Below are 14,395 nucleotides of genomic sequence, written 5' to 3'. Positions count from 1 at the left end.
CAGCCAGGGGGCGATGTGGGAACCCGCAGGGTGTACGTCAATGGGCAGGTCTGGAACGGGCGGCGAGCTCGGCCGGCCGACGTGCACGTGGCCGGCGGAACGATTGAGGCGGTCGCCTCGCCCGGCGCCCTGCCGCCCGCCCCCGGCTCGGTCATCCACGACCTGGAGGGCGGCGCGCTGCTGCCCGGCTTCGCCGACGCGCACGCCCACCCGCTGATCGGCGGCCTCGAGGACCGGTACTGCCCGGTCCGCGGCTCACGCACGGTCGGCGAGGTCCGCGACCGGGTCCGCGTCTACGCCCGCGCCCACCCCGGCCAGTGGCTCATCTACGGCGAGGGCTTCGAGCTCACGCTAGCGCCCGGCGGCGTGTTCCGGGCATCCTGGCTGGACGAGGTGGTCGCCGACCGCCCGGTGGTGCTGCGCTCCAGCGACATCCACACGGTCTGGTGCAACACCGCCGCGCTGCGCCGGGCCGGGCTGCTGCACCTCGCCGCCGACCCGGTCGACGGCCGGCTCGACCGCGACGCCGACGGCACCCCGATCGGCACGCTGCGCGAATGGGGGGCCTTCCAGCCCGCCCTCGACCTGGTGCCGCCGCCCGGGCCGGCCGACCGGACGCTGGCGCTGAGCCGTGCGTCCCGCCGGCTCGCCGCGACCGGCCTCACCTGGGTGCAGGACGCCTGGGTGGAGGCCGGCGACGTGCCCGCCTACCTCGGTGCCGACCTGGCCGTCCGGATGAACCTGGCGCTACGCGCCGACCCGCACACCTGGCGCGAGCAGCGGGAACACTTCCGCTCGCTGCGGGGTGCGGCAAGCGACACCGTTTCGGTACGGACGGTGAAGTTCTTCGTCGACGGCATCATCGAGGGCGGCACCGCCGCGATGCTCGACCCGTACGAGGACTCGGCGGACGGTTGCGGGCTGCCCAACTGGGAACCGGCCGAGCTGCAGGCCGCGGTCACCGCGTTCGACGCCGACGGGTTCCAGGCGCACATCCACGCGATGGGCGACGCCGGTGTGCGTACCGCCCTGGACGCGGTCGAGGCTGCCGCCCGGACCAACGGTCCCCGCGATCGCCGGCCGGTCCTCACCCACCTCCAGCTGGTCCACCCGGCCGACCTGCCGCGCTTCCGCGAACTGGGCGTCGTCGCCGTCTTCCAGCCGCTGTGGGCCCGGCCCGACGCGGTGATGACCGACCTCACCCTGCCCCGCCTCGGCGACGAGCGCGGCGGCCGGCAGTACGCCATCGCCGACATGCTCGCCTCCGGGGCGACCGTCGCGTTCGCCAGCGACTGGCCGATCACCCGGCCCGAGCCGTTGCACATCCTGTCGGCCGCGGCGACCCGCGGCGGCTGGCTCCCCGGGCAGCGGGTCGACGTGGCCCGCGGCGTCGGCTGCTACACCACCGGCACCGCCCGGCTGGCCTTCGCCGAGCACACCCAGGGCACGATCCGCCCCGGCATGCGCGCCGACCTGGTCCACCTGGGCACCGACCCGACCACTGTCGATCCCGCCGCCCTACCGGCCGTCCCGATCCGAGGCACCTGGCTGGCCGGCCGGCGCACCGCCTGACGCCGGCTGCCGGACGCCGCGGATCAGCAGGTAGCCGACCATCCAGACCTCGCCGATCGTCGCCGGCAGGACCAGCAGGTCGCCCGGGACGAAGGCGCTGACGACGTAGCCGATGCCGCCGGCGATCAGCACCCAGCCCAGCAGCCGGGGCATCCAGCCGGTGGTCAGCACGGCCAGTCCCATCGGGATCAGCCACAGTCCGAAGAAGATGTCGCCCGCGGCCCAGAGGTGCCCGCTGATCAGGTAGAGCAGCTGGACCGTGGCGGCGGCATCGCCGAACGGCTTGCCGGCCACCTCGGCGGCGGTGGCCAGCAGGGCCGCGCTGCCGAGCACGACCACCGCGTTCACCAGCCCGAACGCGGCGATCCCGGCCGCCGCGACCGGCGCCTTCGCCCGGAACAGGCGGTAGAACCCGGCCGCCGCGAGAGCCTGGGCGAGCACGACGAACAGTTCGAGGGCGACGCCGAGCCGGGCCAGCGACTGGTGTTCGGCGAGGTGGATGAGGGTGGCCTGCGGGTCGCCGGCCGCGAACAGCATCGGCCGGACGGTGAGGAAGCCGGCCGCGCCGGCCAGGGCGAGTCCCAGGTAGAACACGCCGGTGATGCGTGCCTTACGCTGTAAGGTGTCAGCCATACGTTGTAAGGTAACCGGCTGTGTCAAGGGAACCGCTCAGCCGGGAACGCGCCCTCGCCGCGGCGGTCGCCATCGCCGACGTCGAGGGTCTGAAGGCGCTGACCATGCGCCGGCTCGCCGCCGCCGTCGAGGTCGAGGCGATGTCGCTCTACTACCACCTGCCCGGCAAGGAGGGCCTGCTCGACGGCCTCGCTTCATCGGTGGTGGCGGAAATCCTGGCGGCCCCCCGCTCGCCCGGTGGTGACTGGCGTTCCCAGCTGCGCGAACGCTTCCTGGCCGCCCGCGAGGTGATGCTGCTCCACCCCTGGGCGCCGGCCGTGCTCGGCTCCCGCCCGGCCATCCCGCCGGCGCTGTTCGGCTATTACGACGAGATCGTGGGCACGCTGACCGCCGCCGGCTTCACCCCGCACCTGGCCCACCGAGCCCTGCACGCCTTCGGCACGATGGCGCTCGGCTTCGTGCAGGAACTCTTCACCCCCGGCACCACCGACACCGGCGCGGCCGAGGCCGAGATGGCCGAGATGGCCGCCGCGGTGCCGCACCTGACCGCGATGATGGACGCCGAGGTCCACGCCGCCGACGCCGACTCGCTGGGCTGGTGCGACACCCGGGCCGAGTTCGAGTTCACCCTCGACCTGCTGCTCGACGGCCTGGAACGGCACCGGGCCGGCATCTGACCTACTCGGCGCCCCCGGAGTTCCGCGCGGCGAGCGCGCGCAGCAGCGGCGGGGCGTCGTACCGGTCCAGCACCACCTCGACCACGGACAGCGTCTCGGTCGCCTCGGCCGCGGCGTCGAGCGCCTCGCGCAGCTCGGCCGCGGTGTGCGCCCGCCGATAGTCGGCCTTGGGCCCGGCCAGCGCTCCGACCAGCGCACCCCAGTCCCAGGCGGCGATGTCGTTGTAACCGGCGTCCGGGCTCTGCAGGGCCCGCTCGATCGTGTAGCCCTCGTTGTTGAGCAGCACGATGATCGGCGCGAGCCCGGCAGCGGCGATGGTGCTCAGCTCCTGCATGGTCATCTGCGCGGCGCCGTCCCCGATGAACAGCACCGGACGCCGTCCCGGATCGGCCAGCCCTTGGCCGAGAACGGCCGGCAGCGCATAGCCGATCGAGTTCCAGATCGGCTGCCCGACAAAGACGGTGTCGGCCGGGAACCGCAGCGAAACCGCACCCCAGAACGAGGTCCCGGTGTCGGCGAGCACCGCGGTCCCGCCCGGCAACCACGCTTGCACGGTCGCCCAGAGTGCCTCCTGGGTGAGCGCCCGCTCCGGCGCAACCGCCGGCGAGGCCGGTGCCGGCTCGCGCTGCGGAAGCCGGAAACGCTTACCCCCAAGAAGATCAACCAGCACGCGTACGGCGTCAGCAAAGTGAACCTGGTGCTCGTCACCGGTGCCGATCGTCGCCGAGGTAGCGCCCACCATTACGACCTGATCGTCGACCACCCGATGGGTGAAGAACCCGGACAGCACGTCGGTCGCGACGGTGCCGAGCTCCAGCACGAGGTCGGCATCGCGAACAAGTTCAGCCGTGCTCTCGTCGACCATCGTGCCGGCGTAGTCCCCGTAGTAGAGCGGGTCGCCCTCGTCGACAACGCCCTTCGCGGCGAGGGTTGTCACGATCGGGACCTGCGCCGATTTGAGGAGGTCCTTCAGACCGAAGCGCGCAACCAGATGACCGGCCACGATGACCGGCCGCTCCGCGCCATCGACGAGCCGCCAAATCGCCGCAGCAAAGGCAGCGACCTCTGCCCCGGAGGCAACCCCAGCAGAGGGAATCGTTCCCTCCGGTTCGCCATCGACGGACGGAATCATTCCCTCCGCTTGGCCGCCGGCGGACGGAATCATTCCCTCCGGTTGGCCGTCGGCGGACGGAATCATTCCTTCCGCATTCGTCGTGGGTCGGCTGGTGCGCGGCGCGCGGGGCAGCGGGTGGGCCAGGGGCGCCGGATCTACCGGGAGGGTGGCCAGGTCGGACGGGATGCTCAGGTAGGCCGGGCGGCTATGGGTCAGCGCGGCCGACAGGACGGCGTCGATCTGCTCGGTGGGGCGGTCGGCGGTCAGCGTTTCCTGATGGACCGTCACCTCGGCGTATGCACGAGCGAAGCGGTCGAAGACGCCGTCGGCCAGGGTGTGGTGCACGAGCCGGCGGGCGGCGACGGCCGTGGTGGCGGGGCTGCCGGCGATGTGCACCACCGGGACGTCCTCGGCGGCGCTGCCGGCCACCGCGTTCAGCGCGCTCAGCTCCCCCACGCCGTAGGTGGTGACGAGTACCGCCAGGCCGCGGCTACGGGCGTACGCGTCGGCGGCGTAGCCCGCGCCCAGCTCGTTGGGTGATCCGACCCAGGCCAGCCCGGGCACCTGGGTGAGGTGATCGAGGAGGGTGAGGTTGAAGTCGCCCGGCACCCCGAAGAGGTGCCCGACCCCGGCTTGCCGGAGGCGGCGCCCGAGGTACTCGGCCAGGGTGATCATCGTTGCCATGTGGCTCAGCCTGGGGCGACGTGGTCATAGTGCGCAATACATCTTGATTTGGATGAGCATTCTGCTTCAATGAACGCCGGGGCGAAGCGCTATGTTGAGCATCATGACAAGCCTCGACCCGACCGACGCGCGGATCCTGCTGGCCCTCGACGAGGACCCGCAGGCGACCGTGGTGGCCCTCGCCGAACGGCTCGGGCTGGCCCGCAACACGGTGCACGCCCGGCTGCGGCGGCTGAACTCGCCCGGTTCGCTCGGCGCGCACAGCCGGCGGGTCGGGCCGGAGGTGCTGGGCTATCCGCTGACCGCGCTGGTCACGCTGTCGATCAGCCAGCAGGACCGGGGGCGGACCACGACGCTGCTCAGCGAGATCGCCGAGGTGATCGAGCTGCTGGCCACCACCGGGGACGGCGACCTGCTGGCCCGGGTGGTCGCCCGGGACACCGACGACCTGCACCGGGTCACCGAGTCGATCCTGGCCGTGCCGGGGATCGTGCGTACCAGCACGGCGATCGTGCTGCGCCGGGTCGAATCGCTGCGCCTCGCGCCGCTGCTGCGCCGGCTCGCGGAACAGGGCCGGCTCGCGGAACAGGGCTGAAAGAACCGGGGCGGTGCCGGACATAGGCGAGGGTGGAATCTGTGACTTCCGAGGATCGCCGGGAACGGTTCGAGGCGCTGGCGCCGGCCGTTATCGATGCGGTGCGGCGCTATCTGGCTCGGCGCACCGATCCGGCGACGGCCGACGACGTGCTCTCCGAGACGCTGCTGATCTGCTGGCGGCGGCTCGATGAGATGCCGGGCGAGTACCTGCCATGGGCGTACGGTGTGGCCCGCCGTTGTCTTGCCAACGCCGAGCGGGCACAGCGCCGGCAGATGCGGCTCGCCGTACGCATCGCGGCCGTTGATGATTTTGTGGTCCGGCCGCCGGAAGCGGCCGACGATGAGTTAGCCACCGCGATGGCCGGCCTGCGCGGCGAGGACGCCGAAATTCTGCGCCTGTGGGCGTGGGAGGACCTGGCTCCCGCGCAGATCGCGGCCGTTCTCGGCATCACCGCGAACGCCGCCAGCATCCGCCTGCACCGGGCCAAACAGAGATTGCGCGACGAGTTGCGAAAGACCGGCGCGGGCGCCGGACATGAGGAGTCGACCGAAGGGAGAAGGCCATGACCGACGACGACCTGCGCAACCGCCTGCGTCGCACGGACCCGGCGGCATCGCTGGCGCCGCTGCCTCCCGACCGAGTTTCCCGACTTCTGGAGGAATCCATGTCCGCTGATGTTGTTGCTCTTCCGGCCCGGCGCCGGCTGCTGCCCGTCCTGGCCGCCGCGGCCGTCCTGCTGCTGGCCGGCGCCGGCTGGCTGGTCTTCCGCCCGTCCTCATCGCCGACGCCGACCCTCCCCACCGCCGCGCCGGTGCACCTGGCCGCCCCCGCCGGTGGCCAGGCAAAGTGCCGCGAGCCGCAGGCGGCAACGCTGGCCGAGAACGCCGACTTCGCCTTCGCCGGCACCGTGACCGGCATCGGCGACCTGGTCACCCTGCAGGTCAGCAAGGTCTACAAGGGCGCGGCCGCCAGCACGGTGCAGGTGGAGCAGCAGGGCGACAGCTCGGAGACGCTGATGGGCAGCGGCAAGTTCGAGACCGGCAAGAGCTACCTGGTCGCGGCCAGCGCGGGCACGGTGCTGATCTGCGGTTACAGCGGCGAGGCCGACGCTCCGGGCCTGCTGGCGCTGTACGAGCAGGCGTTCTGACAGCCAGCACCTCGGGATTGGCCGTCGACGGGCCGGGGACGCTCTCCGTAGCGTCCTCGGCATGCGGATTCGAATCATCGACGCCTTCACCGACCGGCCCTTCGCCGGAAACCCGGCGGGCGTCTGCCTGCTGGACGCGGATGCCTGGCCCGACGAGACGTGGATGCGGCAGGTCGCGGCCGAGCTGAACCTGTCCGAGACGGCGTTCGCGCATCCGCTCGCCGGCGGCCCGGACTGGGCGTTGCGCTGGTTCACCCCCACCACCGAGGTCAACCTGTGCGGCCACGCGACGCTGGCCACCGCGCACGCACTGGGCGCCGGCACCCACCGCTTCGACACCCGCAGCGGCATCCTCACCGCCCGGGTCGCCGACGACGGCCTGATCACCCTGGACTTCCCGGCGGCGCCGCCGGTCGCGGCGACCGCACCGGCCGGCTTCGTCGAGGCGTTCGGCGTGACACCGCAGGAGATCCACCGCGCCGACCAGCTGGGCGATCTGCTGGCCGTCCTGCCGGACGAGGCCGCGCTACGCGCCCTGCGCCCCGACATGCGCGCCCTGGCCGCCCTGCGCCCCGCCACCGGCCTGCGCGGCTTCATCGCCACCGCCCCCGGGACCACCCATGACTTCGTGTCGCGTTTCTTCGCACCGGCCTCCGGCATTCCGGAGGACCCGGTAACCGGCAGCGCCCACACCGTGCTGGCGCCCTACTGGTCGAACCGGCTGGGCCGCACCGACCTGGTCGGCTTGCAGGTGTCGGCGCGAACCGGTGTCGTGCAAACCGCCCTGCGCGGCAACCGAGTCAACCTGACCGGCCGAGCAGTCACCGTCCTGGACGGAACCTTGACCGCGGCCTGAACCATGGCGGCATGACGCTCACCGAAAGTCTCGCGTCGGTCACCGCGCAGACGCTGCCGGTCCTGGCGTTCGCCGCCACCCTGGAGATACTCACCATCCACCGCTCCTACGACTCCGAGTTGCGGTTCCTGCGAGCCCTGGTGCGCGAACGCCCGACCCGGTGGGCGGCCCGGCTGGCGGTCGCCCTGGCGGCGGCCCGCTGGGTTCTCGTCGTCATCTACCTCGCCCTGATCGTGTGCGCGATCCGCGCCGAGTGGCTGTGCCTCCGGGTATTGGGCGGCGAATCCGGCCTCGGCGGCTACGGCGGCGATATCGAGTTCGCGATGATCGCGTCCTTCGTGGCGGTCGCCCTGATCCCGATCACCCCCGCCCTGCTGCGCATGCAGTCACTGCGCACCATCAGGAAGGACATCGGCCTGGCCGGCTGATCCGCGCTCAGCCGCCCATGAGCTCGGGGAACCATAGACGGGCGGCGGCGTCTCGGGCCACCAGGAAGCCGGCTATGCCGAGCAGCCAGCTCAGCATGGTGTTGCCCTTGGTGAGGATCCAGGCGTTCAAGCGGGCCAAGACACGCTCGACCCACGCGGGGCCGAACCGGCGCAGCAGGAACAAGGCCAGCGCGGGCAGGATCATCACCACGCAGTAGGCGGCCAGCAGCGGCGGCACCTGCCACGGCGACAGGTCGGCGGTGGCCATCATGCCGATCGCACCCAGGTACGGAAGCATGGTGGCCACCTCGGCCAGCGCCGCCAGCACGGCCAGCCCGGTCAGCGAACCCGAGCCGGACGCGCCGGTCACGGCCCGGTCGCGCCAGGCCAGGACCGCGGCGGCCGCGGCCGATTTGCGCCGCTCCACCCAGAAACTCAGCACGAACAGCACCACGCCGACCGAGAGCTGAACGATCAGCAGTGGCCGGCTGGCGGAGACCGCACCGAACGCGGACGCGATCCGGGTGCCGCCCACCACCAGCCCGACGCCCACGACGAAGTAGAACGCGGCGATCGTGCCCAGATAGGTGAGCAGCCGGCCGGCCCGGATGCCGCCCGGCGCCAGCAACAGCCAGATCGGAATGAACAGGGTGCCGATGCTGGTGCTGTCGACAAGGGCCAAACCAGCAAGAGACAGCAGCAGTACGGCGTCCACGGCGCCCATCATGCCCGGTTCGGCGGGTGGCTGTGGGGCGCCGGTGCTGGGAGGATCCGGGCGTGGACGAGGGACGGGACGTGGTGTTCGTCAGCTACAGCCACGCCGACCGGCCCTGGCTGGATCGGCTGCAGGTGTTGCTGGCGCCACTGGTGCGCAACAAGCGGCTGGTGCTGTGGGCCGATCCTTTTCTGCAGGTCGGCGAGGACTGGCACCGCGGGCTGAGTCGCGCGATCGACCGGGCCGGGTCGGCGGTGCTGCTGGTCAGCGCCGATTTCCTGGCCTCTCGGTTCATCATGGAGGAGGAACTGCCGGCCCTGGTCGCGCGCGGGGTGCCGTTGGCGCCCGTGCTGGTCCGGGAGTGCCTGTGGGACTACGAGCCGGTGCTGCAGCGGGTGCAGTGGGCGCATGATCCGGGGCGGGATGGCCCGCTCGACCGCGGCGGGGACTCGCCTTCGGAGCGCGACGGGCGATTGGTGCGCGTCTGCCGCAGCCTGATCGGGATGGTCGAGGCCTCCGCGCCTCCGGAGATGGAGTCGACGCCACCCAGGACGGGTGCCTCGGTGGCCGAGACGCTGGTCAGCTCGGTTCGGCCCGGGGCGGTGGACGGCGCGCCGCCGCTGCCGCCGGGCTACGTGGTGCGGGAGGACCTGAACCCGCTGCTCGCGGCGGTGGTGAAGACCGAGACGGGCGCGGTCGGGGTGACCGGGAACGCGGCCGCGCTGGGGCTGCACGGCCAGGGCGGGATCGGGAAATCGGTGCTGGCCTCGGCGGTGGCGTGGGACGAGCGGGTGCGGGCCTATTTCCCGGACGGCGTGTTCTGGGTGACCGTCGGCGAGCGGGCCGATGTGGTCGCCGTGCAGGTGGATCTCCTGGTCCGGCTGGGCCGGTCCGGGGTGGAGGTGCGTTCAGCCGGCGAAGGGCTGCGCCTACTGCGGGAGATCCTCGCGCAGCGGCGCGTGCTGCTGGTCGTCGACGACGTCTGGAGCGAGGCGGACGCGGCGGCGTTCCGGGCGACCGGTCCGCAGGGGCGGGTGCTTTACACCAGCCGGGATGAGCGGGTGCTCGGTGGCGTGGGTGCCCGGGTGCAGCAGGTGGAGGTGCTGCCGGAGGCGGCGGCTCGGCAGTTGCTGGCCCGGATCAGTGGCACGACGGTCGATGCCCTGCCGCTGGAGGCCGGGCCGGTGATGACGGCGACTGGGCGGGTGCCGTTGGCGCTGGCGTTGGTGGGCGCCGCGATTCGAGGCGGGATGAGCTGGCCGAGGCTGGCCGCCGAACTGCAGCGCGGCAAGGAAACCTTCCTCGACCATCCTTACGCGAACACCTTCAAGGCGATGCAGGTCGCCACGGCAGCCCTGTCGGCTCCGCTCCGAGACGCCTACATCAACCTGGCCGTCTATCCGCCTGACACCGCGATCCCCATCCAGGCGATCACCAGCTTTTGGGGCGGGACACCGGACGCGGTGCGGGCCGACCTGAACGCCCTGGCGCAGGCCGAACTTCTTCGACTGGTCGACGACCAGGTCACCTTCCACGATCTGCAGCACGACTACCTGGTCCTGCAGGCCGAGGACCTGGCGGTCCTTCATGGCGACCTGTTGGCCGGCTATCGTCGGCTGTTGCCGGACGGCGGCCGGGACGGATGGTGGCAGCTACCACCCGACGAGCCGTACATCTGGAATCACCTGATCCGCCATCTACGCATGGCCGGCAGTCGGGCCGATATGCAGGCGACGGTTACCGACGCTGCGTTTCTTGCCTGCCGAATCGCCTATCACGGAACCCATGCCGTGGAGGCCGATCTCAACATTGCGACCGAAGCCATACCCGACGCGTCATCCGTCGCTTCGTTGCGGCGGTGGCTGGGCCGACACGCACATTTGTTCACGGACCTGGCTATCGACGACGTCGCCACCACATTGCTCTGCTGGCTTGATGACGCTGACAGCATCGTGGCGACAGGTCGCTTGCGTCTGTTTCTGCCACCGCACCATCTACACGCTCGGTGGGGTCTATCGCCGTTGCCGGAGGCGTCGCTTCGGACTCTCGCCGGGCATAGTGGCTGGGTGAGGGCGGTGGCATTCAGCCCAGACGGCCAACTGCTGGCCAGCGCCGGCGATGACGGGGCGGTATTGCTCTGGGATCCCACCACCGGCGAGCGGCGGGCTCGGCTGACCGGACATCCGGACGGGGCGGCTGGGGTGGCGTTCAGTCCGGACGGCCGGCTTCTGGCCATCGCCGGCAATGACGCAACAGTGTCGCTGTGGGACCCCACGACCGGCGAGCAGCGGGCTCGACTGACCGGTCACACCCACTGGGTAAAGGGGGTGGCGTTCAGCCCGGACGGCCAACTGCTGGCAACCGCTGGCGATGGCGCGGAGGTGTTGCTGTGGGACCTGGCAACCGGCAACCAGCAGGCCAGGCTGAGCGGGCACGCCGGCCATGTCAACGGGGTGGCGTTCAGCCCGGACGGCCGATTGCTGGCCAGCGCCGGCCACGACGGCATTGTGTTGCTGTGGGAACTCACCAGCGTCAACCAGCACACTCGGCTGGTCCAACACATCGGTGGGGTAAATGCAGTGGCGTTCAGCCCGGACGGCCACTTAGTGGCCAGCGCCGGCAGCGACGGGACGGTCTTGCTGTGGAATCCCATCATCGGAGAACGGCCGGTCCGCCTGACCGGACACACCGCCTGGGTGAACGCGGTGGCCTTCAGCCCGGACGGCCGCCTGCTGGCCAGCGCCGGCCACGACGGGACGGTCTTGCTGTGGAATCCCAACACCAGCGAGCAGCTGGCGCGGATGGGAGGACACACAGGTGCGGTGAACGCGGTCGCGTTCAGCCCGGACGGCGGCTTGTTGGCCGGCTCCAGCGACGACTACACGGTGTCGTTGTGGAATCCCACCGCTCGCGAGGAACACGCCCGATCGGCCAGGCACTCCGGTCGGGTCAGGGCCGTGGCGTTCAGCCCGGACGGGCAACTATTGGCCAGCGCCCCTGCCGGAACAGGCACGGGGGTGTCGTTGTGGGATCCAACTACGGGCGAGCAGCTGGCGACTCTGAACGGACACTTCAGCGGGGTAAATGCGGCGGCGTTCAATTCGGATGGGCGGCTGCTAGCCACCGCCGGCAACGACGCGACAGTGTTCTTGTGGGATCCCACCACCGGCGAACCGCAGGCTCGGCTGGCCCGACACACCGGCGCGGTGAATGCGGTGGCGTTCAGCCCGGATGGCCGTCTGCTGGCCACTGCGGGCAGAACCGACACTGCGGTGTTGCTGTGGGATCCCACCACTGGCGAACGGGCGGCCCGCCTGACCGGACACACCGCCTGGGTGAACGCGGTGGCGTTCAGCTCGGACGGCCGTCTCCTGGCTACCGCAGGCAACGACGTCACGGTGTTGCTGTGGGATCCCACCACCGGCGAACGGCGGGCTCGGTTGGACGGACACACCCGTGCAGTGAATGCGGTGGCGTTCAGCCCTGACTGCCGACTGCTGGCAAGCACTGGCTTTGACGGAGCGACGTTGTTGTGGGATTCAGCGACTGGCAAGCGGCGCGCCCGGCTGCCCGGACACGGCGCCGCGCTGAACGGTTTGGCGTTCAGCCCGGACGGACGGCTGCTTGCCACCGTCGGAGAGGAAGGCACGGTCGTCCTGTGGGACATTGACCTTGAGGCCGTTGTCAACCGACTGCCGCTCGGGCAGCCGCTTCAATCGGTAACTTGGGCTGGTTCGCGCATTGCCGTCGCCGGCTTGTCGGTCATCATGCTGGAGATCTAGACCCGGCGGTATTCCACCTCGGGGCGGCCTGGGCCGCCATATCGTGGGCTTCGGACCACCTGGCCCGTCTCGGCCAAGTGCTCCAAGTAGCGGCGGGCCGTCACTCGAGACGCGCCCATTCGGGCGCCTACCTCGGCTGCTGACAGGCCGGCTGGGCCGAGATCTGTGCGCAGGACGGCCAGGACCAGGTCCAGCGTTTTCTGGTCCAGGCCCTTTGGCAGGGAATCCGGGGAGGAACCGCGTAGCGCGGCGAAAGCACGGTCGATCTCGTGCTGGGCCGGGGCCTGGCCGGCGCCCAGCAGCTGGCTTCGGTAGCGGGCGTAGCCCAGCAGCTTCTCGCGGAACGTCGCGAACGTGAACGGCTTCAGCAAGTAGTGGGTCACGCCCAGCGAGACGGCCGAGCGCACCGCGGCCAGATCGCGGGCCGACGTCACCACCAGGACGTCCGTGCCGATGCCGGCCGATCGCAAGGCGCGGGCCAACTCCAGCCCGTTCATGTCGGGCAGGTTCAGGTCGAGCAGGATCAGGTCTACCGGGACCGTGCGCAACGTGGCCATCGCCTGCTGGGCCGTGTGCGCCACCGACATGACCTCGAAGCCCTCGATGCGCGCCGTGAAAGCCGCATGCGCCTCGGCGATCAGCGGCTCGTCCTCGACCACCAGGACCCGGATCATGACGTCACCGGTAGCCGTACGGTGATCACACTGCCGGCCGACGACTGGACTTCGTAGGCACCGCCGTACCTCTCGGTCACCTGCCGGACCAGCGACAAGCCGACGCCTCTCCCGCCCTCCTTCGTCGTCCATCCGCGCCGGAAGGCGGCGGCTGGGTCGGGGATGCCCGGGCCGGTGTCGCTCACCCGGACCCGCACCTCGCCGGCCTCCGAGACGACCAGCACGTTCACCTTCCGGGGTGGCGGGGTGCCGGCCACCGCCTCCAGCGCGTTGTCGACCAGGTTGCCGACCACGGTGAGCAGGTCGCGGCCGGCCAGCGTCGATTCGCGCAGAAACGACGCCTCGTCGACCTCGAGTTGGACGCCGCGTTCGGCGGCCTGGGCCGACTTGCCCAGCAGCAACGCGGCCAGGGCCGGCTCGCTCACCGCGCCCACCACCTGGTCGGTGAGTTGCTGAGCTACCTCCAGCTCGGCGGTGGCCAGGCGGACCGCCTCGTCGCTGCGGCCCAGTTCGACCAGGGTGAGCACGGTGTGCAGGCGGTTCGCGGACTCGTGGGCCTGGGCGCGCAGCGCCTCGGTGAGGCCGCGGACCGAGTCGAGTTCGCCGGTCAGGGCGCGTAGCTCGGTGTGGTCGCGCAAGGTGATCACCAGGTGGCCCTGGGACGGGATCACGCGCTGGTTGGCCACCAGGACGCGGTCGCCGACCAGGATCGGCTCGTCGGTCACCTCGGCTCGGGTGGCGATCAGGTCGGCGAGCTCCGGCGGCAAGTCCTCCACCGAGCCGGCCAGCAGTGCCCGGGCCGAGTCGTTGATCAGGGTTACCCGGCCGGCACGGTCCACCACGATCAGGCCCTCGCGTACCGAATGCAGGACGGCGTCGTGGTACTCGTACATCCTGGTCATTTCGGCCGGGCCGAGGCCGTGGGTCTGGCGGCGCAGCCGCCGGCTGAGGAACCACGAACCCGCCGCCGCCAGCAGCAACGCCAGCGCCGTCGGGATCAGCACGGCGGGAGCGCGGCCGAGCAGGCGTCTGTTGATCGCGTCGGTGGTGATGCCGACCGAGACCAGCGCGAGCACCGCGCCGGCCGGAGAAAGAACCGGGACCACCGTCCGCACCGACTCGCCCAGCGACCCGGCGTGCGTCTCCACCACGCGCCCACCGGCCAGGGCGCCGGCGATCGTGCCGATGAAGGGCTGTCCGATCAGGTTGACGGTGGGGTGGGTCCATCGGGTGCGGTCGATGGCCATCACCACGATGAAGTCGGTGTCGGTGGCCAGGCGGACGCTTTCGGCGTACGGCTGGAGCACGGCCGACGGTTTCGGGGTCTGCGCCGCGGCGATCACGGTCGGCGCATGGGCGACCGCCTCGGCGATGCTTGTCACCTGGTCGATGGCGGCCTGGGTGGCGTCGTCGCGGGCGAGCAGCGCCGCACCGGTCGTGCCGATCGCGACCAGGCAGGTGACCACCAGCACTTGTAACACGAACAGTTGACGGGCGATGCTCCACGCCGGTGAA

General features: G+C 71.2%; 13 protein-coding genes. 8 read left to right on the top strand and 5 right to left on the bottom strand.

The features are described from left to right. The first annotated feature begins 15 nt into the window (after positions 1 to 15). Positions 16 to 1,572: an amidohydrolase gene (locus Ate02nite_RS21525; protein WP_203808299.1), complete on the top strand. Its 1,557-nt coding sequence runs from the start codon at positions 16 to 18 to the stop codon at positions 1,570 to 1,572. Here Ate02nite_RS21525 and Ate02nite_RS21520 read toward each other — a convergent pair. Next, entirely contained in the window at positions 1,519 to 2,205 is a 687-nt protein-coding gene (locus tag Ate02nite_RS21520; protein ID WP_203808297.1) for a DUF4386 domain-containing protein, read from the bottom strand. The genes Ate02nite_RS21525 and Ate02nite_RS21520 overlap by 54 nt on opposite strands. 20 nt (positions 2,206 to 2,225) lie before the next feature. On the opposite strand from Ate02nite_RS21520, the gene Ate02nite_RS21515 reads away from it, so the two are divergent. Next, complete coding sequence (locus Ate02nite_RS21515) at positions 2,226 to 2,882, top strand: TetR/AcrR family transcriptional regulator C-terminal domain-containing protein (RefSeq protein WP_239147570.1); 657 nt, start codon at positions 2,226 to 2,228, stop codon at positions 2,880 to 2,882. Position 2,883: 1 nt separating this feature from the next. Here the strand turns inward: Ate02nite_RS21515 and Ate02nite_RS21510 are convergent, their stop codons facing one another. After that, on the bottom strand, positions 2,884 to 4,680 hold the full coding sequence (locus Ate02nite_RS21510; protein ID WP_203808295.1) for an alpha-keto acid decarboxylase family protein: 1,797 nt from the start codon (positions 4,678 to 4,680) through the stop codon (positions 2,884 to 2,886). A gap of 103 nt (positions 4,681 to 4,783) precedes the next feature. Between Ate02nite_RS21510 and Ate02nite_RS21505 the strand changes: the two genes are divergently transcribed. The 5 genes from Ate02nite_RS21505 (at position 4,784) to Ate02nite_RS21485 (ending at position 7,709) form a co-directional block, all read left to right on the top strand. Beyond that, the gene (locus Ate02nite_RS21505; RefSeq protein ID WP_203808293.1) at positions 4,784 to 5,275 is read left to right on the top strand and encodes an Lrp/AsnC family transcriptional regulator; all 492 of its coding nucleotides are present in this window, start codon (positions 4,784 to 4,786) and stop codon (positions 5,273 to 5,275) included. 41 nt (positions 5,276 to 5,316) lie between these two features. Then, on the top strand, positions 5,317 to 5,844 hold the full coding sequence (locus tag Ate02nite_RS21500) for an RNA polymerase sigma factor (protein ID WP_203808291.1): 528 nt from the start codon (positions 5,317 to 5,319) through the stop codon (positions 5,842 to 5,844). Then, positions 5,841 to 6,425, top strand: coding sequence for a hypothetical protein (locus tag Ate02nite_RS21495; RefSeq protein WP_203808289.1), 585 nt, complete (start codon positions 5,841 to 5,843; stop codon positions 6,423 to 6,425). Before Ate02nite_RS21500 ends, Ate02nite_RS21495 begins: the two co-directional genes overlap by 4 nt. A gap of 61 nt (positions 6,426 to 6,486) precedes the next feature. Beyond that, positions 6,487 to 7,281: a PhzF family phenazine biosynthesis protein gene (locus Ate02nite_RS21490; protein WP_203808287.1), complete on the top strand. Its 795-nt coding sequence runs from the start codon at positions 6,487 to 6,489 to the stop codon at positions 7,279 to 7,281. 11 nt (positions 7,282 to 7,292) lie between these two features. After that, complete coding sequence (locus Ate02nite_RS21485) at positions 7,293 to 7,709, top strand: hypothetical protein (RefSeq protein ID WP_203808285.1); 417 nt, start codon at positions 7,293 to 7,295, stop codon at positions 7,707 to 7,709. A 7-nt stretch (positions 7,710 to 7,716) separates the two neighbouring features. Here the strand turns inward: Ate02nite_RS21485 and Ate02nite_RS21480 are convergent, their stop codons facing one another. Next, entirely contained in the window at positions 7,717 to 8,424 is a 708-nt protein-coding gene (locus Ate02nite_RS21480; protein ID WP_203808283.1) for a GAP family protein, read from the bottom strand. Positions 8,425 to 8,486: 62 nt separating this feature from the next. On the opposite strand from Ate02nite_RS21480, the gene Ate02nite_RS21475 reads away from it, so the two are divergent. Next, complete coding sequence (locus Ate02nite_RS21475) at positions 8,487 to 12,206, top strand: NB-ARC domain-containing protein (RefSeq protein ID WP_203808281.1); 3,720 nt, start codon at positions 8,487 to 8,489, stop codon at positions 12,204 to 12,206. Here Ate02nite_RS21475 and Ate02nite_RS21470 read toward each other — a convergent pair. Both Ate02nite_RS21470 and Ate02nite_RS21465 read right to left on the bottom strand, forming a co-directional pair. Beyond that, a complete protein-coding gene (locus tag Ate02nite_RS21470) occupies positions 12,203 to 12,880 on the bottom strand; it encodes a response regulator (protein ID WP_203808279.1) in 678 nt (225 codons plus the stop codon). The two genes, Ate02nite_RS21475 and Ate02nite_RS21470, sit on opposite strands and share 4 nt — an antisense overlap. Continuing rightward, on the bottom strand, positions 12,877 to 14,361 hold the full coding sequence (locus Ate02nite_RS21465; RefSeq protein WP_239147569.1) for a sensor histidine kinase: 1,485 nt from the start codon (positions 14,359 to 14,361) through the stop codon (positions 12,877 to 12,879). Before Ate02nite_RS21465 ends, Ate02nite_RS21470 begins: the two co-directional genes overlap by 4 nt. Between the last annotated feature and the right edge of the window lie 34 nt (positions 14,362 to 14,395).

The sequence above is a fragment of the Paractinoplanes tereljensis genome (assembly GCF_016862435.1).
Lineage (GTDB): Bacteria > Actinomycetota > Actinomycetes > Mycobacteriales > Micromonosporaceae > Actinoplanes > Actinoplanes tereljensis.
The sequence above is the reverse complement of the archived record's forward strand: the minus strand, read 5'-3'. Positions and strand labels throughout refer to the sequence as shown.

What these genes read in the sequence shown, in the direction of transcription:
- Ate02nite_RS21505 (WP_203808293.1), top strand. Translation starts at nt 4,784, where the DNA reads ATGACAAGCCTCGACCCGACCGACGCGCGGATCCTGCTGGCCCTCGAC.
- Ate02nite_RS21490 (WP_203808287.1), top strand. Translation starts at nt 6,487, where the DNA reads ATGCGGATTCGAATCATCGACGCCTTCACCGACCGGCCCTTCGCCGGA.
- Ate02nite_RS21520 (WP_203808297.1), bottom strand. Translation starts at nt 2,205, where the DNA reads ATGGCTGACACCTTACAGCGTAAGGCACGCATCACCGGCGTGTTCTAC.
- Ate02nite_RS21470 (WP_203808279.1), bottom strand. Translation starts at nt 12,880, where the DNA reads ATGATCCGGGTCCTGGTGGTCGAGGACGAGCCGCTGATCGCCGAGGCG.
- Ate02nite_RS21510 (WP_203808295.1), bottom strand. Translation starts at nt 4,680, where the DNA reads ATGGCAACGATGATCACCCTGGCCGAGTACCTCGGGCGCCGCCTCCGG.
- Ate02nite_RS21485 (WP_203808285.1), top strand. Translation starts at nt 7,293, where the DNA reads ATGACGCTCACCGAAAGTCTCGCGTCGGTCACCGCGCAGACGCTGCCG.
- Ate02nite_RS21495 (WP_203808289.1), top strand. Translation starts at nt 5,841, where the DNA reads ATGACCGACGACGACCTGCGCAACCGCCTGCGTCGCACGGACCCGGCG.